The sequence below is a fragment of the Luteococcus sp. genome, from assembly GCF_043424415.1.
Classification (GTDB): Bacteria; Actinomycetota; Actinomycetes; order Propionibacteriales; family Propionibacteriaceae; genus Luteococcus.
Genome location: NZ_JBHWOO010000040.1, coordinates 1 through 18,862, shown reverse-complemented (window position 1 = coordinate 18,862; position 18,862 = coordinate 1). Strand labels below are relative to the sequence as shown.

Here is an 18,862-nt window from a genome sequence, read left to right as displayed (position 1 = left end):
GGTGTCCCTGCCTGCCCCACCCCTGCCTGCCCCACCAAGACTCACCCCGCCCGTCGAAGGTGCCCCGGCCCGCCCCTTCGACGCACCACGGGAGAAGTGGGGGCGCGGGCACAGGGGCGTGGACCTGCCGGTCGAGGTCGGTATGCCGGTGCGCTCCCCCGGCGACGGCACCGTCATCTTCGCCGGCCCCGTCGCGGGCCGCGAAGTGATGACCATTGACCTGGGCGGCGGCTTCCACACGACGCTGGAGCCGGTGCGTGCCGCGGTCCAGGTGGGGCAACTGGTCACCACGGGAATGGTCGTGGGCACGGTGACCGTCGGAACACACTGCGTCTCGGCCTGCCTGCACTGGGGCCTCAAGCACCAGCAGACCTACCTGGACCCGACCCGACCTACCGACGACGCGGTGGTGCGCCTCCTACCGCGAGGCTTCCGGCCTCCCCGGCCGCCCGCCCCGCGGGGCGGTGGCCTCCCCGACCTCCTGCTCGGAGCTCTGCCCGCTTCGTCCTCAGGGCTGGTGCGGCCGTCGTCGGGGCCGGTCACCTCCGCCTTCGGACAACGCTTCCATCCGGTGCTCCACGTGTGGAAACTGCATGACGGCATGGACTTCGGTGCCGCGTGCGGCAGCCCGGTGCTGGCCTCGGCAGCAGGCAAGGTCGTGCTGGCCGAACGCAACATCGCCTACGGGAACCGCGTCGTGGTCGAGCACGGCACCATCCAAGGTCGACGGATACGCACCTCCTACAACCACCTGCAGTCCTTGGACGTGGCGCCGGGCCAGACCCTGCAGCAGCGCCAGCAGCTCGGCCGCGTCGGCACGACTGGCTATTCCACTGGCTGCCACCTGCACTTCATGGTCTGGCAGGACGGAGCGTTGGTGAACCCGGCAGGTGCGCTGTGACCACGCCCCCACCATGGCCTGACCGGCCAGCGCCTCGACCCGGCCGCCGGTCAGGCCCTCGGATGCGATTGCTCGAAGACGCTGCGCAGCCGCTCGTTGCTGACGTGGGTGTAGATCTGCGTGGTCGCCAGCGACGTGTGGCCGAGCACCTCCTGCACGGTGCGCAGGTCTGCCCCACCCTCCAGCAGGTGTGTCGCCATGGCGTGGCGCAGGCCGTGCGGACCCATGTCAGGCGCCTGCGGCACCGCGTTGAGGGCGGCATGCACCACCCTGCGCACCACCCGCGGGTCGATGCGGGCTCCCCGTGCCCCCAGGAAGAGCGCCTTGGGGGTCGGGTCCTGGGCACGGACCAGCTCCGGACGTCGGGCCATCCACTGCTCGACGGCGGTGATGGCCGGGGCGCCGATCGGCACCACGCGCTCCTTGTCGCCCTTGCCGAGCACCCGAACGGTGCCCCGCCCCAGGTCGAGGTGGCCGAGGTCGAGCCCACACAGCTCCTGGACGCGAATCCCACTGGCGTAGAGCACCTCGAGGATCGCCTGGTCTCGGGCGGCGAGTGGCCCCTCCTCCTCGGCCACACGCGCCTGGACCGCGGCGAAGAGCACGTCGAGGTCGGAGGCGCTCACATCGGGCGGCAGGCGCCGCGGGACCTTGGGCGACCTGAGAGTGGCCGACGGATCTGTCTCGACCAGTTCTTCCCTGCGGGCCCAGCCGAAGAAGACGCGCACCGATCCGCTGCGACGCTGCAGGGTGGCGGCACTGGCACCATCGGCCTGCATCGAGGCCAACCAACCACGCAGGTCCCGCAGCCGCACCTGATCCACCCGCTCGATGCCCCTCCCCTGCACGTGGCGCAGCAGTGCCTCCACGTCCCCTCGGTAGGCACGCACGGTGTGTTGGGAGTTGCGTCGTTCGTCGCGCAGCCACGCGACGAACTCGTCCAGCACGGAGGCGAAGGGGGCACACAGCTCCACGCGCTCGTGCGATCGGGGGGTGGTGGCAGCCATGGGACGAGTCTAGATTTCCCCCATGGAACACAGCACCCCACGCGAACAGACCAGCCAGCCCACCACAGTCCTGGTCGGGTGCTACACCGACGACGAGGGCACCGGCGGCCTCCAGCTGGTGCACGCCGACAGCGAGGGCCTCACGGCCACCCCGGTGCTCGACCTGCCCAGCCCCAGCTGGCTGGAGCTGCACGACGGACGGGTGCTGGCCTGCAGCGAGCTCGCCGAGTCCCTGCTCAGCCTCGTGCGCATCGACCAGGGCGAGGCCCAGGTGCTCAGCCAGGTCCCCACCGGCGGGGCACACGCCTGCCACCTGGCGGTCAGCCCCGCCGGTGCGTGGATCGCGGTGGCCCACTACGGCTCGGGCGAGGTGACCATCCACGCCACCCCCATCGACGACGCCCTGGAGGGGGCGCGGGGACGTCTTGCCTTCGACGGCTCCGGCCCCGACACCGAACGTCAGGACTCCTCCCACGCCCACCAGGCGCTGTGGCTCGACGACGAGCACGTGGCGGTCTGCGACCTGGGCGCCGACCAGCTGCACGTGGTCGGCGTCGACGGCCAAGGGAGCCCCACCCTGGTCACCTCGGTGAACCTGCCCGCCGGCACCGGCCCCCGCCACGCCGTGCCGTGGCACGACGAGGCCACCGGGAGCGCCGTCCCCCTCGACGGGCACCTGTACCTGGCGATTGCCGGTGAGCTCTCGGGCCGCGTCGTGCTCGTGCGTCACGAGGGACTGGACTGGTCGACCGGATGGTGGGTGGGTCAGCAGCTGTCGGCCACCAGCAGCCCCGGACAGTCCCAGCCCTCCGGTCTGGTCTGGTTCGGGGCTGACCTGGTGCTCGCCAACCGCGGCACCGACGAGCTGGCGATGCTGGCCTGGCGTGACGGGGAGCACCTGCAACTGGTGGACCTCAGCCCCACGGGCGGCAGCCAGACGCGCGACCTGCGCGAAGTGGATGGGCAGCTGTGGGTCGCCAACCAGGACTCCGACGAGGTCCGCCGCCTGCGCCGCGCCCCCGACGGTTTCGAACTGGTCGATGCCGTGGCCGTCACGCGGCCGGCACGGCTGCTGCCGCTGGCCTGAGCCCTGCCGACGCAACTGGCCCGGTGCTGCTGCCGATACTGGCCCGGTGCTGCTGCCGATACTGGCCCGGTGCTGCTGCCGATACTGGCCCGGTGCTGACCCCAGGATGGGTTGACTCGGACCCGGCGGGCGACGCGGTAGATTTGGCGTCGACGAATCACAGGCCACCGACCAGAGGCGGCCAGGACAGCGGGGCCCAGCCCCGGGAAGGCACACCAGCGATGGCCAGCACACTCGACGACCTCACCACCGGAGGCACCGTCCGCCGCATCACGCGCTGGGGCGAACCCGTCCTGCACAACCCCACCCGCCCGGTGACGGAGTTCGACGAGGACCTGCACACCCTCATCCGCGACATGTTCGCCACCATGGAGGCCTCCCAGGGCGTCGGGCTTGCCGCGACCCAGGTGGGCGTCGACCTGGCCCTGTTCATCTACGACTGCCCCGACGAGGACCTCGTCAACCACAAGGGCGTCTTCTGCAATCCCGTGGTCACCCTGCCGGAGGGACGCGACCGCAAGCTGGACGCCACCGAGGAGGGCTGCCTGAGCTGGCCCGGCGGTTACCAGCCGCTGGCCCGCCCCGACCAGGCGCTGTGCGAGGGCCAGGACGCCTTCGGCAACCAGATCAGCCTCACCGGCACCGGCCTGCTGGCGCGCTGCCTGCAGCACGAGACCGACCACTTGGGCGGCACGGTCTTCGGAGACCGGCTCAGCAAGCGGGCCCGTCGCAAGCTCGACGAGCAGGTGGCCGACCTGGCACACCTCTACCCCGACGACTGGCCCCTGAGCCCCAAGGGCCGCCGCGACGAGGCCTGATGCACCCCACCCAGAGCCCCTTCCAGGACAATCCGTTGCGCGGACTGATCCTGCTGGTCAGCCGCGCCGTCCTCGGGGTGGTCTTCGTGCTGCACGGGTGGAGCAAGTTCACCGCCCCCACCATCCAGTCCACCATCCAGCAGTTCACCGCCTGGGGAATCCCGCAGCCCGAGATCGTCGCCCCGCTGGTGGCGGCCCTCGAGGTGCTCGGCGGCGCCTGCCTGGTGCTGGGTGCCTACACCTGGGTGGTGTGCACCCTGCTGGCACTGGAGATGGCCGGGGCCATCTGGTTCATCCACCGCCACAACGGCATGCTGGTCGGCCAGGGCGGCTGGGAGTACTGCGCTGCCCTCATGGCCGGGCTGATGGCGCTGGCGGTCTCCACCGCCGGCAACTTCAGCTATGACCAGTGGGCCAATGGCGGCAGCGGGAGCAAGCGGCGTCGTTGAGGTCGGCTCCTGCGTCCATCCAGGCGTCCCGGCCGTCCGGCAGGCCCAGCCGAGCGTCCAGACCCGTCCCGCACCTCACACTGCGGCCTTCCCCCGTCCGCCCAGGACCAGCCGCCACACCCGCGAGGCCAGCAGGAAGACCAGGGCAGGCAGCCCGAAGAGCAGCCACGGGCTGATCCACAGGGCGACCATGAAGCCCTGGTCGACCGCGGCCGAGGCCTTGACACCCGGCATCATCGTGAGTCCAGCCTCGATCTCGGTCCCGGCCGGGAGCGAGGAGGCCCGGACCGCGTCCCCGAAGGCGACGCTGCCGAACAGGGCCATCCCCAGGATGAGCACGAAGGCGAGGGCTGCCGCGGTGGCGCCCGAGTTCCAGGCGGGCTTGCGGGGATCACGCAGCGCGTCGGCATTCTCCTTGGCCAGCAGCCGGATGCTGCCCAGTCCGTCGCGGGCGCGCTCCCAGCCCCGGTCGGCGACCGAGTCCGCCAGGTTGGCCTTCAGCTCGCGCCGGAGCTGGCGCCGGGCCTTGCCGGGAACGCCGTAGTAGTCCAACCAGAAGTCGTAGCGAGTGTCCAGCCATTCGGTGCGCAGGTTCATCTCTCCTCCTCGATGACGGTCTCGACGGCCGTGGCGAGCTGACGCCAGGCGCCGAGGAGCCGGACGTGTTCGGCACGTCCGGCCGGGGTGGTCGTGTAGTACTTGCGCGCCGGCCCCGAGGTCGAGGGGCGCAGTTCGGACGCCAGCAGGCCGGCCTTCTCGAGTCGGGTGAGCGCCGGGTAGACCGTCGCCTCCCCCAGCTCGTCGAAGCCCGCCTCGTGCAGGCGGGTGACCACGGAGTAGCCGTAGTCGGTCCTGCGGTCGAGCAGCAGCAGCAGGAGTGGGGCGAGCACCCCCTTGAGCATCTGCGGATCGTGTCCCATGACTCCATCATGTGCTCAGGTACCTTAGATCGTCAAGTACCTGACACCATTCAACCCTGTCATCTTCACCTCCCCGGAAGACAGACCCGAAGCAGGACGCCCGCGGCAGACGCAATCAGGGCCGAAGCACGTAACAGACCACTGCCGTGGCGGCCGCCACGTTCAGCGAGTCGACGCCGTGCCCCATCGGAATGCGCACCACCGCATCGGCCTGCGCCAGCCAGTGCTCGCTCAGCCCCTGCCCCTCGGTCCCCATCAGCACCGCCAGCTTCTGCCCCGGCGCCACCCGTGCGGCGAGCTCGTCGAGGCTCGTCGAGTCCTCCCGCAGGGCCAGGGCGACGATCGTGAAACCGGCCGCCCGCAGACGGTCCAGGTCATCGGACCACGAGTCCATCCGCGCCCAGGGCAGGCTGAAGACCGCCCCCATCGACGTCTTGACCGAGCGCCGGTAGAGCGGGTCGGCGGCCCGCGGGGAGAGCAGCACGCCGTCCCAGCCCAGACCTGCCGCCGAGCGGAGGATCGCGCCGACATTGGTGTGGTCGACGATGTCCTCCACCACCACGAGCCGCTGGGCCTCCATCAGGTCGTCGAGCCGATGCCTGGTCTGGCGCTCGAAGGAGGCCAGCGCCCCGCGATGGACGTGGAAGCCGGTCACCTGCTCGGCCAGCGCGAAGTCCACCCGGTAGACCTCCGCCTCGCAGCCCTCCAGCACGTCGGAGAGCTCGTCGACCCAGCGGGGCGCCAGCAGGAAGGAGCGCGGCTGGTAGCCCGCCTCGAGGGCCCTGCGGATCACCTTGTCGCCCTCGGCGATGAACAGGCCCTCCGCCGCCTCCATCGACTGCCGCAGCGAGGTGTCACGCAGGCTGACGTAGTCGTTGAGGCGCGGGTCGGCGGGGTCGCTGATGTCGACGATCGTGGGCACGGGCGCAGTCTAGGCCCGGACCCATCCCGGCAGTGGTCCGACGGATTCCCACCCCGCCACCACGTGCCGTGGATAGGCTGGCCTGCATCATGAGACTGACGATGCCCAAGACCGACTGGTTCCTGATGGCCATCATCGCGGCGGCGGTGCTGGCCACCCTGGTGCCGGCCACCGGGGCGGCCGTCCCGGTGGTCTCCTGGGCCAGCAAGATCATGATCGCTGTCCTCTTCTTCCTCTACGGCGCACGCCTGTCGCCGCAGGAGGCGCTCTCGGGCCTGAAGCACTGGCGCCTGCACTCCACCATCCTCGCCTTCACCTACCTGCTCTTCCCTGCCATCGGGGTGGCGATGCAGGTGCTGGTCCCCGGAATCCTCAGCGAGCCGCTCTACCTGGGGATGCTGTGGTTGTGCCTGGTGCCCTCCACCGTGCAGTCGAGCATCAACTTCACCTCGATCGCCAAGGGCAATGTGGCCGGGGCGATCGTCAGCGCCTCCTTCTCCAACCTGATCGGCGTGGTGCTCACCCCGTTGCTGGCGCTGCTGCTGATGGGTGCCACCGGCGGCTTGCAACTGGACGCCAGCTCGGTGCTGGACATCGTCTTCCAGCTCCTGGTTCCCTTCATGGTCGGCCAGCTCACCAGGCCCTGGGTGGGCGGCTTCGTGGCCCGCCACAAGAAGCTGAAGCTCGTCGACCAGGCCTCGATCGTGCTGGTGGTCTATTCCGCCTTCAGCGCCGGCATGCGCGAGCACATGTGGACCAAGGTGGAACCGATGGACATCGTCCGGCTCGTGGTGATCTGCATGGTCTTCCTGGCCTTCATGCTCTGGCTCACCTGGGCGGTGGCCGGCTGGATGCGCTTCGACCGGGCCGACCAGATCGCCATCCAGTTCTGCGGCACCAAGAAGTCGCTGGCCACCGGTGTGCCGATGGCGACGGTGATGTTCGCCTCACAGGGCGATGTCGGTCTGCTGGTGCTCCCCCTGATGGTCTTCCACCAGCTGCAGCTGATGGCCTGCAGCGTGCTGGCGAGCCGTCACGCCCGCACCACCGACGCCCCGTCCCGCCCGGCCGCGACCGCTGGCTAGGCTCGGGCCATGGCCGAGATCCGCAAGCACACCAGGCCCTCGGGGCAGTCACCCTTTGCCCAGGCACTCGAGAAGGCGCTGGGCTCGGCGGTCCGCCCGGTCACCCCGGGTGCCCCGCCACAGCCGAACGGGGCCGACCAGGAGGTGCCCCGGAAACGGCCGACCGCGACCAGCCTCACCACCACGACGCCGCCCGGCTGGGCCGCCACGGCACCCGACGACCGGGACTGACCCACTGCCCGGTCGCAGCCTCGGCGGGTCGTCCAAGCCGCGGCACAGGACGAGGGGCGGGACCGGTGGAATCGTCCACCAGCCCCGCCCCTCGCGTGCGTCACCGATACTCGTCCAGGATCACTGGCCCTTGGCCGGCGGCTCCCAGCCCGTCTGGTACATCGGACCACCGGGGGCCAGGCCCTCATTGTGCGGCTCGGCCGCCTCCTGCTGGACCGCCTCGGACTGGGCAGGTTCACCGAGGGGCACCTCCTGCGTCAGCCCCTCCTGGCCGTCAGGGGCCTCGCCGCGCCCGATGGCCGCAGTCTGGTCGACGGCACTCGCCCCGCCCAACTGCTCCGGGGCCGGCGTCTCCCCCACCGCGACCGGTTCGCTCTTGCGGGAGCGGGCCACGGGGATCGACAGCTTCTCTGCCTCCTGGATCACCGACTGGACCACGTCGTCGCTCTGGGCGCGCTCCTGGTCGGTCTGGGCCCGGATCTCGGCCATCACGTCGACCTTCTCGGGCGCGGTGAACTTCGACTTGTCGCTGGGGGCGAAGCCCTGCAGCTTCTCGGCGAGGTCGGTGCCGGTCACGGCCGAGCCCAGCCCCTTGAGGGCATCGTTCAGCTCGCTCGGCACGATCCACACCTTGTTGGAGTCGCCACGAGCCAGTGCCGGCAGCATCTGCATGTACTGGTAGGCCAGCAGGCCCTGGTCGGGCTCGCCCGCGTGGATGGCGTTGAAGACGGTGGTGATCGCCTGCGCCTCGCCCTCGGCGCGCAGCATCTGGGCCTGGCGATCGGCCTGGGCGCGCAGGATCGCGGACTCACGATCACCCTGGGCGCGCAGGATCGCCGACTCCCGCTCACCGCCGGCCGACAGGATCTGCGACTGGCGCTGACCCTCGGCCAGCAGGATCGAGGCGCGCTTGTCGCGCTCGGCACGCGCGCCCTTCTCCATCGCGTCGCGAATGGTGGCCGGCGGCTCGATGGCCCGCAGCTCGACGCGGTTGACCTTGATGCCCCACTTGCCGGTCGCCTCGTCCAGGACGCTGCGCAGCTTCTGGTTGATCTCCTCGCGGCTGGTCAGGGCCCGCTCCAGGTCCATGCCGCCGATGATGTTGCGCAGGGTGGTCATGGTCAGCTGCTCGATGGCACCGCGGTAGTTCTGCGCCTCGTAGGCGGCACGCACCGGGTCGACGATCTGGAAGTAGATGACCGAGTCGATGTTGACCATGAGGTTCTCCTCGGTGATCACGCCCTGCGGCGGGAAGGCCTGCACCTCCTCACGCATGTCCATCGTGTAGCGGACCCGGTCGATCAACGGCACCAGCAGGTGCGGCCCCGGCTCGAGTGTGCGGCTGAACTTGCCGAGGCGTTCCACCACGGCGATCTGCTGCTGCTTGATGATCCGCAGCGACTGCGCGAGCGCAACCACCACGAAGGCCACCAGCAGCATCATCAGGATGAATCCGATGTCAGGCACGTGCTCCTCCTCCTTCGTTGAAGCCTACCCCGTCGCGGCACGACGGGATCAGAACTCCAGTTCTCGATGTTGGGCCGAACCGGTGACGGGGTAGACGACCAGCATCGTCGCGTCCACTTCGTACACCTCGACCGGGTCACCGGCCTGGATCACGTCACCCGGGCCCATCGTGCGGGCGCTCCACAGCTCGCCGTTGACCTTCACCTCGCCGCCATTGGGGGTGATCGCGGCCGTCGCCAGCCCCTGCGAGCCGACCAGCTTGTCGACGCTGGAGCGATAGCCGATGGACTCGCGGGTGCGGCGCAGCAGGGTGGGGCGCAGCAGGCCCAGCATCGCGGTGGCCACGGCCAGACTCACGATCACCTGCAGCCACAGCAGGCCGGGCGCGACGAGTGCGGTGAGTCCCCCGGCGGCGGCGCCGGCGGCCAGCATCAGCAGGGTGAGGTCGAGGGTCAGCATCTCGGCCGTGGCCAGGCCCAAGGACAGGACTCCCCAGATCGCCCAGAGGTTGTCGCCGAACCAGCCGGCGAGGTCGTTCTCGAGGGGAGTCATCGCTGCATCTCCTAGTTGTCGGCGTCCAGTGCCCGGCGCTGCCACACGGCCCGGGCCGACCAGCGGCCGTCGCGGCTGCGTTCCAGGTGCAGCGGTACCTCGAAGGTCTCGCTCATCGACGCATCGGTGATGACGTCGTCGATCGCTCCCTGGGCGATGATGCGCCCCTCCTTGAGCAGCAGCGCATTGGTGATGCCCTGGGGGATCTCCTCGACGTGGTGGGTGACCAGCACGCTGGCCGGGGCGTAGGCGTCCAGGGCCAGCTCCCCCAGCGTGCGCACCAGTTCCTCGCGGCCGGCCAGGTCGAGGCCGGCGGCGGGCTCGTCGAGCAGCAGGAGTTCGGGATCGGTCATCAGGGAGCGCGCGATCTGCACGCGCTTGCGCTCACCCTCGCTGAGGGTGCCGAAGGTGCGCTCTCCCAGGTCCTCGATGCGCATCTGGGTCATCAGTTCCTCGGCGCGGCCCAGGTCCATCTCGTCGTAGTGTTCGCGCCAGCGGCCCACCACGGCATAGGAGGCCGAGACGATGACGTCGCGGACGGTCTCTGAGCGCGGGATGCGGTCGGCCACGGCAGCCGAGGTGACGCCGATGCGGGGGCGCAGCTCGAAGACGTCGATGGTTCCGAGCACCTCACCGAGGATCTCGGCCATGCCGCGGGTGGGATGCATCTGGGTGGCCAGGATCTGCAGCAGGGTGGTCTTGCCGGCACCATTGGGGCCGATCAGCACCCAGCGCTCGTCCTCCTCGACCTGCCAACTGATGTCGTCCAGCAACTGCTTGTTCCCGCGCTGGACCCCGACGCCCGACAGCTCCACCACTGATGCCATGGGTGAAACCTATCGGACGCACCATCGCATCCCAAGTCTGGCATGGGCCGAAGCAGCTGGTGGGCATCGATATCCTCGCCTGCATGTTCGACGAGTCCGTGCGCCTGGTCCTGGCCCTGAACAGCCTGTCCCACGGGGCCGTCACGGCCGCCGAGGCCGAGCTGATGGTGCGCCGGGACGCAGGAAGCGAGCACCAGGAGCCGCACCACGTCCACGACCCCGACCAGCTGCTGGGCCTCGACCCCTTGGCCGGGGTGCCTTTGCGCCTGGCCCTGGCCCGTATTGGCCACGGGGCACTGGGCCCTGCCCCCGTCTGGGCGCTGCTGCTGCCCCGACCGGGCCGGATGGCCGGGCTGCGGGGCCCCCTGGAGGTCAACCGCGCGGCGCTGGAGGCCGAGGCGGTGGTGATGACCCACGACGGCAGCCTCGCCTGGCTCGGCCAGCGGGTGGGTGCCGGTGTGCAGTGGCGGCTCGCCCGCGCCGAACGGCCGCTTCCCGTCCCCGACCCGCGGGAGGCCTCCCGGCAGCTCTCCCGCGTCGTGGCCAGCGCGGCCCAGGCGATGGCCGGGCTCGACCTCTCTGGGGGCGCCCATCCGGAGCTGGAGGGTGCGCCGCGGCTGGGCGGGGCCTTCCCCCGCCAGCCGCAGGCGCTGCTGGAACGTGCCTGGATGCTGCTCGGCGCCGTCGATGCCGCGCTGGACTCGCAGCACGAGGTGCTGCACTCCCACGCCGTCCTCACCCGGGAGCGCCACCTGCGCGAGCTGCAGCAGGCCGCCCTCGACGCGGTCAGCGCTGCCTGCTCCTGGCCCGCCGAGGCGCTGCAGGACTGAGTTTCGGCCGTCGAGCCGCAGCTCAGCCACCCATGGCGTGGACGCCGCCGGCGACGTGCACCATCTCGCCGGTGGTCATCGGGAACCAGTCGCTGAGCAGCGCCACGACACCCTTTGCGGTGGGCACCGCGTCATTGGTGTCCCAGCCCAACGGGGCGCGGTCGCCCCACAAGTCGTTGAAGGTCTGCGAGCCGGGGATCGCCTTCTTGGCGATGGTGTCCAGCGGACCGGCCGCCACGATGTTGCAGCGCACACCCTCGGCGCCCAGGTAGCGCGCCAGGTAGCGGCTGGTGGACTCCAGGGCGGCCTTGGCCACGCCCATCCAGTCATAGGTGGGCCAGGCGATGCGGCCGTCGAAGGTCAACCCGACCACCGAGACGTCCGGCCCGAAGAGCGGCTTGCAGGCCATGGTGAGGCTCTTGAGTGAGAAGGCCGAGACCTGCAGCGCGGTGGCCACGTCCTCCCACGGGGTGGTGAGGAAGCCGCCGCCCAGCGCGGTCTCGGGATTGGCGTAGGCGATCGAGTGCACGATGCCGTCGATCTGCTCGATGCCGTTGGCGCGCAGCGTCTCGGGCAGTGCGGCCAGGTGCTCCTCGTCGGTGACATTGAGCTCGATCACGGCCGGGGCCGGATCGAGGGACTTGGCGACGCGATTGGTCAGGCTCATGGCCCGGCCGAAATTGCTGATCACGACCGTGGCGCCCTGCTCCTGGGCGATTTTGGCCACCTGGTAGGCGATCGAGGTCTTGTGGGTCACGCCGGTGACCAGGATGGACTTGCCTTCGAGGATTCCCAATGGACTGCCTTCTGTGCTGGGGATGGGGGCGGGTGGTGTGCGCTTGTCAGTGTCCCATGCCCAGGCCGCCGTCGACGGGGATGACCGCTCCGCTGACATAGCCCGCGGCATCGCTGGTGAGGTAGCGCACCGCCGCGGCGATGTCCTCGGTGCTGCCCAGGCGTCCCAGCGGGATGCGGGCCTGGTAGCCCTCGATGGTCTTCTGGTCGAGCACGGCGGTCATGTCGGTCTCGATGAATCCGGGGGCGACGACATTGCAGGTGATGCCGCGGCTGCCCACCTCGCGGGCGACGCTGCGGGCCAGGCCGACCAGGCCGGCCTTGCTGGAGGCGTAGTTCACCTGCCCGGCCGAGCCGGTCAGTGCCACCACCGAGCTGACCAGCACGATGCGGCCGTGACGGCCACGCATCATGGGACGCACCGCGCGGCGCACCAGGCGGAAGGTGCCGGTCAGGTTGGTCTCGATCACCCGGTCCCAGTCCTCGTCGCCCATGCGCATCAGCAGCCCGTCGGCGGTGATGCCGGCATTGGCCACCAGGATCTCGACGGGGCCGTGGACCTGCTCGACGGTGGCGAAGGCCTCCTCGACCTGCTCCGGCACGGTCACGTCGCATTGCACGCCCAGCACCCCCTCGGGGACGTCGCCGGAACGGTAGGTGGCGGCCACCTGGTGCCCGGCGGCGAGCAGGTCGGCGGCGATCGCGCGGCCGATGCCCTTGCTGCCACCGGTGACCAGCACGCTGCGCGGCTCGACCGCTGCACCGGTGCTCTCGGGTGCCATGGACGGGGTGGGGGTCTGGTTGGGGCTCACCCTCCAACGCTAGGACACCGCCACCCCCGCCCGGGTGTCGTGCAGTACAAGGCAGGGCGGGCTTCTTTGGAGCTTTCGTCCATCAAGGTGGTGCTGCCCGTCCACGACCCCGGCGTAGGGTGGCGCTGTGGTGACCAGCAGCAGTATCCGCTCCGTGGACGAGGCTGTGCCCATCACCGAGGTGCGGGTGGGCCGCAGCGACGACATCGAGATGCGCCAGCGCCGCTACATCCTCACCATGACGATCCGCACCACCTGTTTCGGCCTGATGTTCTTCGTGCCTGGCCTGTGGAAGTTCGTCGCCATCGCCGGCGCCGCCGTGCTGCCGGCCATCGCCGTCGTGCTGGCCAACAACCGTGACAACCGCAGCCAGCCCGTCGTGCGCGCGCAAGAGCCCGCACCAACCCTGGCGATCAGCCCCGGGCAGGTCATCAAGGGCGAAGTGGACGAGACGGACAGGTAGTCTCGGCCAGGTGAGGAAACTGTGGCTCAGGTGGACGGCGCTGGTGCTCTTCGTCGTGCTGCTGGCCGCCGCCTTCATCCGCCTGGGCGAGTGGCAGCTGCACCGCCTTGACTGGCGACGGGAGGTCAATGCCCGCATCGTCGCCTACCAGCAGCAGCCCGTGAAGCCCTACCAGGAGGTCTTCGGCGGCGAGGTGCGCGACGACCAGCAGTGGCAGCGGGTCAGGGTGCGTGGCACCTTTGACGCCGCCCACGAGATCCAGGCGATGTACCGCAACCAGGCCGACCAGGCCGGCAGTGAGGCGATCACGCCGATGCGCACCGAGCAGGGCGACTGGATCCTGGTCTCGCGTGGATTCCTGCCCCGCAGCCGGGGCGCCAACGAGGTGGCCGTGCTGCCCCCGCCGCCGAAGGGCACCGTCGAGGTGGTCGGCTATGTGCGGCGCAGCGAGAACGGCAAGCCCAATGCCATCACCCCCGTCGACGCCAAGGTACGGCTGGTCAACTCCGAGGCCATCAGCCAGACGCTGCCCTATCGGGTGCTCGACGGCTATGTGGGGGTCATCTCCTCCACCCCGCCCCAGGGCGGCGGCCTGGAGCCGATGGTGCCGCCCGAGCTCACCGAGGGCCCGCACCTGTCCTATGCGATGCAGTGGTTCACCTTCACCGTGATCGCCGTGGCCGGCGTCGGGGTGCTGATCCGCAACGACCTGCGCGACAAGCGTCGCGCCGAGGCGAAGGCGCAGCGCCTCGCCACACGCGAGTCGGAGCCCACTGCGGGCCCCGGGACCAACCAGGAGGATGACGATGCAGCTCGGACTTGAGGACAAGGTCTTCGCGGTGACGGCCGCCAGCCAGGGGCTGGGGCTGGCCACCGCACGGGAACTGGTCGCCGAGGGTGCCCGGGTGGTGCTGGTCGCCCGGCGCGCTGAGGTGCTCCAGGAGCTCGGCGAGGAGCTGGACGCCGCCACGTTGGCCGCCGACCTGGCCGATCCGCAGACCCCTCAGAAGGCCGTGGAGACGGCGTTGGAACACTACGGGCGCGTCGACGGCGCGATGGTCAGCGTCGGTGGCCCTCCCAAGGGGACCGTCCTGGGCACCACCGACGAGCAGTGGCAGGGTGCTTTCGAGTCGGTCTTCCTGCCGGCCATCCGGATGGCCCGGGCGGTCTTCGGCGCCAATGAGCAGGCCACCATGGGATTCGTGCTGTCCACCTCGGCGAAGTCGCCGCTGGAGCAGATGGCCCCCAGCAATGGCCTGCGCCCCGGCCTCGCGATGCTCATCAAGCAGCTGGCCGACGAGGTGGGCCCGCAGGGCGGACGCGCCTTCGGCCTGATGCCCGGCCTGGTCGCCACCAGCAGGATCACCGACCTGTACTCCGGGGCCGAGGAGGAGCAGAAGGCCGCCGAGCGCGGGATCGCGCTGCGCCGCCTGGGCCGTCCGGAGGAGTTCGGACGCACCGCCTGCTTCCTGCTCTCCCCCGCCGCCTCCTATGTCACCGGCAGCCTGGTCGCCCTCGACGGCGGCGCGCTGCGTACGATCTGAGCCCCGTGGGCCTCGCACCGGTCACCTCCTGGCTTGCCTGTCCCACTTGTGGGCTGGCCCTCAGCCTCGACGAGCGCACCCTCGGCTGCCGCACCGGGCACCGCTTCGACCTGGCCCGGCAGGGGCACGTCAACCTGCTGGGCCGGGCCGCGCCCGCCAATGCGGACACCACCGAGATGGTGGCCGCCCGGGCCCGTTTCCTGGGTGCCGGGCACTACCAGCCGATCGTCGACGCCCTGGTGGCGCGCACCCGGTCGGCCCGCCGCATCGTGGAGGTGGGGGCCGGGACCGGCCACTACCTGGCGCGGGTGCTCGACGCCCACCCCGCGGCCACCGGCCTGGCCACCGACGTCTCGCCGATGGCGGCCCGACGCGCGGCCAAGGCCCATGACCGGATGGGATCGGTGGTGGCCGACACCTGGGCCGGGCTGCCCCTGCGCTCGGGCGTGGCCGACGCGCTGCTGTGCGTCTTCGCCCCGCGCAATCCCGTCGAGTTCGCCCGCGTCACCGGCCCCGGCGGCCTGTTGCTGGTGGTCACCCCGAATGCCGGCCACTTGGCTCAGGCCCGGGAGCGCCTGGGCCTGCTGGGGATCGAGGGGGACAAGCTGGCGCGGCTGAACCGCAGTATGGCGGGCGCCTTCGAGGCCATCTGGAGCCAGCGGATCCGCTGGACCATGGACCTGGACGCCGGGTCGCTGCAGGACCTGGTGCAGATGGGGCCCAATGCCTTCCACGAGCACGGCGAGGTGGTCGACGGACTCGAGGTGGACGCCGACGTGCAGCTGAGCATCTTTCGTCGCGCGGCACGCCAGTAGCGGCCGGACGCAGCGCCGATCATCCGTCAGGCCAGCTGCACCGTCACCCCTGCCGCGACGAACTCGTCGAGCATCTCCGGCGGGGCGTCGCGGGTGGTGACCAGGTCGTCAAGGTCCTCGATGGCGCCGAAGCGGAAGGCGGAGGTGCGGGCCAGCTTGTCCCCCGTGGCGGCCAGCACGACGCGCGCCGAGGCGGCGAGGATCGCCCGCTTGATGGCGGCATCGTCGCAGGTGGTGACCGTCAGTCCGCCCGAGGGCGAGGCGGAATAGGCACCGACGATCGCGAGGTCCGCCCGGAAGTTGGCCAGTGCCGCCAGCGAGGCCGCCGATCCCGCACGCAGGCTCGGTGGCTGGACCGGACCGCCGGGAGTGCTGACCATCGGGCCTGGCTCCCCGCCGAGGGCGACCGCCGCCCGCAGAGACATGCACAGCGCGGTGACCTGCCGTCCGGCCAGGGCCGCGGCAACCGCATCCATGGTGGAGCCGTTGTCGACAACGATCGACATGTCGTCGCGCACCAGAGCGGCCACCGCCCGGGCAATGGCCTGCTTCTGCTCGGCATTCTCCGCGGCGCGCAGGCTGTAGGGCAAGGGCCGTCCACGCAGGTCTGCGGACACCGCCCCGCCGTGGACGCGTCGCAAGAGCCCGTGGCCCTGCAGGTCGGCGAGGTCTCGACGAATGGTGACGGCCGAGGCACCGGTGAGTGATGCCAGGGACTCCACCGAGACCGGCTGGGCGCCCATGGCACCGATGATCATCTTATGTCGAAGTGATCGTTGCACGTGATCATTTGATCACGGATTCTTGCTCCATGACAGTCTTCATGAACCGCTTCTGGGCCTACCTCTCGACCCGTGGCCTCGAGATCACCGGCCGCATGCTCCTGCCCACGACCGTCGAGGAGAGCGCATGACCCGCATTGACCACGCCGCCCTGTACGTCGAGGACCTGGAAGCTGCGCGCCGATTCTTCGAGGACTACTTCGGCGCCCGCGCCAACAGCCAGTACCACAACCCGACCGCAGGGCTGAGGACCTACTTCCTGTCCTTCGACGACACCGCGCGGCTGGAGGTGATGAGCCGCCCCGGCATCGACCGCGCCCGCAGTGAGAGCCAGCTCGGCTGGGGGCACGTCGCCATCCAGGTCGGCTCACCCAAGGCGGTCAACGCACTGGCCGCACGCCTGGCCAGCGACGGATACCGCATCACCAACGGCCCTCGCACCACCGGCGACGGCTACTACGAAGCCGTCGTGCTCGACGCCGAGGGCAATGAGGTGGAGATCGTCGCCTGAGCCCTGTGTGGTGGTGCAGGTTCCCCGGAACTTGTGACGGTTTTAGGCATCTGACCACGGCATCAGTGAGCCGGGCGCTCCCGCTGGTTCTCACGATCTTGTCCAGGTCCGCGCCAGCGGTGCGTGAGCATCCTCATCCACCGATTTGCAGACGGCAGGTTCCGCCTACAGTGACTCCATGAAGCGACACAGCGTCAAGCTCATCCTGCTCGACCCCGACGACCGGATGCTCTTGGCCAACGGCGTCGACCCAGCCACCGGACTCTCGCACTGGTATCCCGTCGGAGGAGGCGTGGAGGCTGGCGAGACAGTCCATGCCGCGGCCGCTCGAGAGGCCTGGGAGGAAACGGGCTTGACGCAGCTGCCCGACAGCACGCACGTCTGGAGTGGCGACGCAGTCTATGAATACGCGGGCAAGACCGTCGAGGTGCATGAGGACTGGCTGCTCGTCCGAACCTCGCACTTCGAGCCGGAAGCGACGCAACTCAGCGAATTCGAACAGACTAGTCTGCAAGGATTTCGGTGGTGGACCGCCTCGGATCTGGAGTCCACGAACGCTTCGGTGTATCCCCCGGATCTCGGTGTGCGTCTCACCCGCTTGCTGAGCGACGGGCCACCGGACGCCCCCACCGATGTCAGCCGTTGACGTCGATCCGTGAGGTCCGGATCTGCCGCTGGTCGCTGGCGCCACCTTTTCAGTTTTCCGACGTCGATTCTCGGTCAAGTTCCAGCCTTCGTTGACAGTCGGACGGGTGAAGGCCTGTAGTGGTCTAGCTTGGCGGTGTGAAGCAACCTCCTTCGTTGGACCTGGTCCTGGCGGCAGCCGCCATGACCGTGACGACCCTCGAGGGCTGGGCTCTGTTGCCCATGTACGGCCCGACCTGGTTCGTGCTTGCCTACGTGGCCACGTGCCTGGTTTTGTCCGTAACGGTGGCTCTTCGAAGGGTGTTTCGCCGTTCGATGTTCTGCGTCTCGTATGCCTTGCTGGCAGTGATGGGTGTGGTCGTCTGGGCCGCACCGGTGAATCTGGGGGTGAGCCCCCTAATCGTGTGTGCGCCGATGTCGCTGGCGGTGGTCACTCGGTGGGAGCCGCCCGCATGGGGCGCCACAGCGCTGCTCCTGGGACTGTTGGGCGTCTTGATCGCCCCAACTCATCGGATGCCAGCACCCTCCTACGGCCTGGATGCGGTGATGGTACTCGTGATGGCCGGCACCTATGTCTGGTGCACGGGCCGCCGCCGGGTGGCGCTGGACTACGACCGTCGGCTGGCGGAGCAACGTGAGGTGATGATGGTAGAGGCCGCCGCCGCTCAGGATCGCGCCCGTGCCGAGGAGCGCTCTCGGATCGCGCGGGAGTTGCATGACGTGGTGGCTCACAGTCTGACCGTCGTCAATGTGCAGGCTGCGACGGCGCTGGCGCTGGGTGACCCGGCCGGAGGACGAGCAGCGTTGGCGACGATCCGTGACGTGAGCCGGCAGGCGCTGGCAGAGACGCGGGCGGTGGTGCACATGCTGCGCACCACCGAGACGATGGACGTCTCCGGGGAGCTTCGCACCATCGTGGAGGTGGTCGACCAGGTCCGCGCAGCAGGAGTGCAGGTGGAATGTGACCTGCCCGATGCGGCCGTGCTGGACGGGTGGCAACAGCAGTGGCCGGTCGCCACCCGGCTGGCGGTGGTTCGTCTCGTCCAGGAGTCCTTGACGAATGTGCTGCGCCACGGCGGGAAGCAGGCCTCCCTCACGTTGGGCGTCGACGGCTCCCGCGTCACGTTGCAGGTGAGCAATCCCCTGCGTGCCGACGAGCCCCCGCACCCGCCCGGGTTCGGTCTGGTCGGGATGCGCGAACGCGTCGACCTGCTGGGCGGCAGCTTCGCCGCGGGAGCGGTGGGCGAACGCTTCTTGGTGACGGCCACGATCCCCGTGTCTCAGGAGGTTCGATGATTCGGGTGGGTGTGGTCGACGACCAGCCGCTGCTGGTCGCGGCCTTCCGTGCGCTGGTCGACGCGCAACCGGACCTGACGGTCACTGGTGTCGGCGCCACCGG

Annotated in this window: 24 protein-coding genes; 14 read left to right on the top strand and 10 right to left on the bottom strand. The window is 70.0% G+C overall.

The window, feature by feature from the left end; all coding sequences use genetic code 11:
- Nucleotides 1-901, top strand: a 901-nt coding sequence (locus ACHFFZ_RS02155) for a peptidoglycan DD-metalloendopeptidase family protein (protein WP_394275021.1), incomplete at its 5' end; no start/stop codon positions are given.
- Nucleotides 902-951: 50 nt separating this feature from the next.
- Here ACHFFZ_RS02155 and ACHFFZ_RS02150 read toward each other — a convergent pair.
- Nucleotides 952-1,908, bottom strand: coding sequence for a tyrosine recombinase XerC (locus ACHFFZ_RS02150; protein ID WP_394275020.1), 957 nt, complete (start codon nucleotides 1,906-1,908; stop codon nucleotides 952-954).
- A 22-nt stretch (nucleotides 1,909-1,930) separates the two neighbouring features.
- Between ACHFFZ_RS02150 and ACHFFZ_RS02145 the strand changes: the two genes are divergently transcribed.
- The 3 genes from ACHFFZ_RS02145 (at nucleotide 1,931) to ACHFFZ_RS02135 (ending at nucleotide 4,262) form a co-directional block, all read left to right on the top strand.
- Nucleotides 1,931-2,995, top strand: coding sequence for a lactonase family protein (locus ACHFFZ_RS02145; RefSeq protein ID WP_394275019.1), 1,065 nt, complete (start codon nucleotides 1,931-1,933; stop codon nucleotides 2,993-2,995).
- Between the two features lie 221 nt (nucleotides 2,996-3,216).
- On the top strand, nucleotides 3,217-3,813 hold the full coding sequence (def, locus tag ACHFFZ_RS02140) for a peptide deformylase (protein WP_394275018.1): 597 nt from the start codon (nucleotides 3,217-3,219) through the stop codon (nucleotides 3,811-3,813).
- Entirely contained in the window at nucleotides 3,813-4,262 is a 450-nt protein-coding gene (locus ACHFFZ_RS02135) for a DoxX family protein (RefSeq protein WP_394275017.1), read from the top strand. The genes def and ACHFFZ_RS02135 overlap by 1 nt, the downstream gene beginning before the upstream one ends.
- A 75-nt stretch (nucleotides 4,263-4,337) precedes the next feature.
- Here the strand turns inward: ACHFFZ_RS02135 and ACHFFZ_RS02130 are convergent, their stop codons facing one another.
- The 3 genes from ACHFFZ_RS02130 to ACHFFZ_RS02120 all read right to left on the bottom strand — a co-directional run bounded on the left by ACHFFZ_RS02130 (nucleotide 4,338) and on the right by ACHFFZ_RS02120 (nucleotide 6,104).
- Nucleotides 4,338-4,859, bottom strand: a complete 522-nt coding sequence (locus tag ACHFFZ_RS02130; RefSeq protein ID WP_394275016.1) for a hypothetical protein — start codon at nucleotides 4,857-4,859, stop codon at nucleotides 4,338-4,340.
- Entirely contained in the window at nucleotides 4,856-5,182 is a 327-nt protein-coding gene (locus ACHFFZ_RS02125) for a PadR family transcriptional regulator (protein ID WP_394275015.1), read from the bottom strand. The genes ACHFFZ_RS02130 and ACHFFZ_RS02125 overlap by 4 nt, the downstream gene beginning before the upstream one ends.
- Before the next feature lie 115 nt (nucleotides 5,183-5,297).
- A complete protein-coding gene (locus tag ACHFFZ_RS02120; protein ID WP_394275014.1) occupies nucleotides 5,298-6,104 on the bottom strand; it encodes a TrmH family RNA methyltransferase in 807 nt (268 codons plus the stop codon).
- Nucleotides 6,105-6,193: 89 nt separating this feature from the next.
- Here ACHFFZ_RS02120 and ACHFFZ_RS02115 point away from each other — a divergent pair, with 89 nt between their 5' ends.
- The gene (locus tag ACHFFZ_RS02115; protein ID WP_394275013.1) at nucleotides 6,194-7,189 is read left to right on the top strand and encodes a bile acid:sodium symporter family protein; all 996 of its coding nucleotides are present in this window, start codon (nucleotides 6,194-6,196) and stop codon (nucleotides 7,187-7,189) included.
- A 9-nt stretch (nucleotides 7,190-7,198) separates the two neighbouring features.
- Nucleotides 7,199-7,420, top strand: coding sequence for a hypothetical protein (locus ACHFFZ_RS02110; RefSeq protein ID WP_394275012.1), 222 nt, complete (start codon nucleotides 7,199-7,201; stop codon nucleotides 7,418-7,420).
- 120 nt (nucleotides 7,421-7,540) lie between these two features.
- Here the strand turns inward: ACHFFZ_RS02110 and ACHFFZ_RS02105 are convergent, their stop codons facing one another.
- The 3 genes from ACHFFZ_RS02105 to ACHFFZ_RS02095 form a co-directional block, all read right to left on the bottom strand.
- On the bottom strand, nucleotides 7,541-8,863 hold the full coding sequence (locus tag ACHFFZ_RS02105) for an SPFH domain-containing protein (RefSeq protein WP_394275023.1): 1,323 nt from the start codon (nucleotides 8,861-8,863) through the stop codon (nucleotides 7,541-7,543).
- Nucleotides 8,864-8,935: 72 nt separating this feature from the next.
- On the bottom strand, nucleotides 8,936-9,439 hold the full coding sequence (locus ACHFFZ_RS02100; protein ID WP_394275011.1) for an NfeD family protein: 504 nt from the start codon (nucleotides 9,437-9,439) through the stop codon (nucleotides 8,936-8,938).
- An 11-nt stretch (nucleotides 9,440-9,450) separates the two neighbouring features.
- Nucleotides 9,451-10,266 (bottom strand): ABC transporter ATP-binding protein, encoded by an 816-nt coding sequence (locus ACHFFZ_RS02095; RefSeq protein ID WP_394275010.1) that lies wholly within the window; start codon nucleotides 10,264-10,266, stop codon nucleotides 9,451-9,453.
- Between the two features lie 83 nt (nucleotides 10,267-10,349).
- Here ACHFFZ_RS02095 and ACHFFZ_RS02090 point away from each other — a divergent pair, with 83 nt between their 5' ends.
- Entirely contained in the window at nucleotides 10,350-11,096 is a 747-nt protein-coding gene (locus ACHFFZ_RS02090; RefSeq protein ID WP_394275009.1) for a hypothetical protein, read from the top strand.
- A gap of 22 nt (nucleotides 11,097-11,118) precedes the next feature.
- Here the strand turns inward: ACHFFZ_RS02090 and fabI are convergent, their stop codons facing one another.
- The gene (fabI, locus tag ACHFFZ_RS02085; protein ID WP_394275008.1) at nucleotides 11,119-11,892 is read right to left on the bottom strand and encodes an enoyl-ACP reductase FabI; all 774 of its coding nucleotides are present in this window, start codon (nucleotides 11,890-11,892) and stop codon (nucleotides 11,119-11,121) included.
- Between the two features lie 46 nt (nucleotides 11,893-11,938).
- Nucleotides 11,939-12,673: a beta-ketoacyl-ACP reductase gene (locus tag ACHFFZ_RS02080; protein ID WP_394275022.1), complete on the bottom strand. Its 735-nt coding sequence runs from the start codon at nucleotides 12,671-12,673 to the stop codon at nucleotides 11,939-11,941.
- Between the two features lie 160 nt (nucleotides 12,674-12,833).
- Here ACHFFZ_RS02080 and ACHFFZ_RS02075 point away from each other — a divergent pair, with 160 nt between their 5' ends.
- The 4 genes from ACHFFZ_RS02075 to ACHFFZ_RS02060 are packed head-to-tail and all read left to right on the top strand — an operon-like array spanning nucleotide 12,834 to nucleotide 15,525.
- Nucleotides 12,834-13,166: a DUF3099 domain-containing protein gene (locus ACHFFZ_RS02075; RefSeq protein WP_394275007.1), complete on the top strand. Its 333-nt coding sequence runs from the start codon at nucleotides 12,834-12,836 to the stop codon at nucleotides 13,164-13,166.
- 10 nt (nucleotides 13,167-13,176) lie between these two features.
- On the top strand, nucleotides 13,177-13,989 hold the full coding sequence (locus ACHFFZ_RS02070) for an SURF1 family protein (protein ID WP_394275006.1): 813 nt from the start codon (nucleotides 13,177-13,179) through the stop codon (nucleotides 13,987-13,989).
- Nucleotides 13,973-14,710 carry an SDR family oxidoreductase gene (locus ACHFFZ_RS02065; RefSeq protein ID WP_394275005.1) on the top strand — a complete coding sequence of 246 codons (738 nt, stop codon included), beginning with the start codon at nucleotides 13,973-13,975 and terminating at the stop codon, nucleotides 14,708-14,710. Before ACHFFZ_RS02070 ends, ACHFFZ_RS02065 begins: the two co-directional genes overlap by 17 nt.
- A gap of 5 nt (nucleotides 14,711-14,715) precedes the next feature.
- Nucleotides 14,716-15,525 (top strand): putative RNA methyltransferase, encoded by an 810-nt coding sequence (locus tag ACHFFZ_RS02060; RefSeq protein ID WP_394275004.1) that lies wholly within the window; start codon nucleotides 14,716-14,718, stop codon nucleotides 15,523-15,525.
- 26 nt (nucleotides 15,526-15,551) lie between these two features.
- Here the strand turns inward: ACHFFZ_RS02060 and ACHFFZ_RS02055 are convergent, their stop codons facing one another.
- A complete protein-coding gene (locus ACHFFZ_RS02055; RefSeq protein ID WP_394275003.1) occupies nucleotides 15,552-16,283 on the bottom strand; it encodes a DeoR/GlpR family DNA-binding transcription regulator in 732 nt (243 codons plus the stop codon).
- A gap of 151 nt (nucleotides 16,284-16,434) precedes the next feature.
- Here ACHFFZ_RS02055 and ACHFFZ_RS02050 point away from each other — a divergent pair, with 151 nt between their 5' ends.
- From ACHFFZ_RS02050 to ACHFFZ_RS02040, 3 genes are all read left to right on the top strand, one after another.
- Nucleotides 16,435-16,818 carry a VOC family protein gene (locus ACHFFZ_RS02050; protein WP_394275002.1) on the top strand — a complete coding sequence of 128 codons (384 nt, stop codon included), beginning with the start codon at nucleotides 16,435-16,437 and terminating at the stop codon, nucleotides 16,816-16,818.
- Between the two features lie 178 nt (nucleotides 16,819-16,996).
- Nucleotides 16,997-17,464 (top strand): NUDIX domain-containing protein, encoded by a 468-nt coding sequence (locus ACHFFZ_RS02045; protein WP_394275001.1) that lies wholly within the window; start codon nucleotides 16,997-16,999, stop codon nucleotides 17,462-17,464.
- A 512-nt stretch (nucleotides 17,465-17,976) separates the two neighbouring features.
- Nucleotides 17,977-18,759, top strand: a complete 783-nt coding sequence (locus ACHFFZ_RS02040; protein ID WP_394275000.1) for a sensor histidine kinase — start codon at nucleotides 17,977-17,979, stop codon at nucleotides 18,757-18,759.
- The last annotated feature ends 103 nt before the right edge of the window (nucleotides 18,760-18,862 follow it).

What these genes read in the sequence shown, in the direction of transcription:
- ACHFFZ_RS02150 (WP_394275020.1), bottom strand. Translation starts at nt 1,908, where the DNA reads ATGGCTGCCACCACCCCCCGATCGCACGAGCGCGTGGAGCTGTGTGCC.
- ACHFFZ_RS02145 (WP_394275019.1), top strand. Translation starts at nt 1,931, where the DNA reads ATGGAACACAGCACCCCACGCGAACAGACCAGCCAGCCCACCACAGTC.
- def (WP_394275018.1), top strand. Translation starts at nt 3,217, where the DNA reads ATGGCCAGCACACTCGACGACCTCACCACCGGAGGCACCGTCCGCCGC.
- ACHFFZ_RS02135 (WP_394275017.1), top strand. Translation starts at nt 3,813, where the DNA reads ATGCACCCCACCCAGAGCCCCTTCCAGGACAATCCGTTGCGCGGACTG.
- ACHFFZ_RS02130 (WP_394275016.1), bottom strand. Translation starts at nt 4,859, where the DNA reads ATGAACCTGCGCACCGAATGGCTGGACACTCGCTACGACTTCTGGTTG.
- ACHFFZ_RS02125 (WP_394275015.1), bottom strand. Translation starts at nt 5,182, where the DNA reads ATGGGACACGATCCGCAGATGCTCAAGGGGGTGCTCGCCCCACTCCTG.
- ACHFFZ_RS02115 (WP_394275013.1), top strand. Translation starts at nt 6,194, where the DNA reads ATGAGACTGACGATGCCCAAGACCGACTGGTTCCTGATGGCCATCATC.
- ACHFFZ_RS02110 (WP_394275012.1), top strand. Translation starts at nt 7,199, where the DNA reads ATGGCCGAGATCCGCAAGCACACCAGGCCCTCGGGGCAGTCACCCTTT.
- ACHFFZ_RS02105 (WP_394275023.1), bottom strand. Translation starts at nt 8,863, where the DNA reads ATGATGCTGCTGGTGGCCTTCGTGGTGGTTGCGCTCGCGCAGTCGCTG.
- ACHFFZ_RS02100 (WP_394275011.1), bottom strand. Translation starts at nt 9,439, where the DNA reads ATGACTCCCCTCGAGAACGACCTCGCCGGCTGGTTCGGCGACAACCTC.
- ACHFFZ_RS02095 (WP_394275010.1), bottom strand. Translation starts at nt 10,266, where the DNA reads ATGGCATCAGTGGTGGAGCTGTCGGGCGTCGGGGTCCAGCGCGGGAAC.
- ACHFFZ_RS02090 (WP_394275009.1), top strand. Translation starts at nt 10,350, where the DNA reads ATGTTCGACGAGTCCGTGCGCCTGGTCCTGGCCCTGAACAGCCTGTCC.
- ACHFFZ_RS02080 (WP_394275022.1), bottom strand. Translation starts at nt 12,673, where the DNA reads ATGGCACCCGAGAGCACCGGTGCAGCGGTCGAGCCGCGCAGCGTGCTG.
- ACHFFZ_RS02065 (WP_394275005.1), top strand. Translation starts at nt 13,973, where the DNA reads ATGCAGCTCGGACTTGAGGACAAGGTCTTCGCGGTGACGGCCGCCAGC.
- ACHFFZ_RS02055 (WP_394275003.1), bottom strand. Translation starts at nt 16,283, where the DNA reads ATGATCATCGGTGCCATGGGCGCCCAGCCGGTCTCGGTGGAGTCCCTG.
- ACHFFZ_RS02050 (WP_394275002.1), top strand. Translation starts at nt 16,435, where the DNA reads ATGACCCGCATTGACCACGCCGCCCTGTACGTCGAGGACCTGGAAGCT.
- ACHFFZ_RS02045 (WP_394275001.1), top strand. Translation starts at nt 16,997, where the DNA reads ATGAAGCGACACAGCGTCAAGCTCATCCTGCTCGACCCCGACGACCGG.
- ACHFFZ_RS02040 (WP_394275000.1), top strand. Translation starts at nt 17,977, where the DNA reads ATGCCAGCACCCTCCTACGGCCTGGATGCGGTGATGGTACTCGTGATG.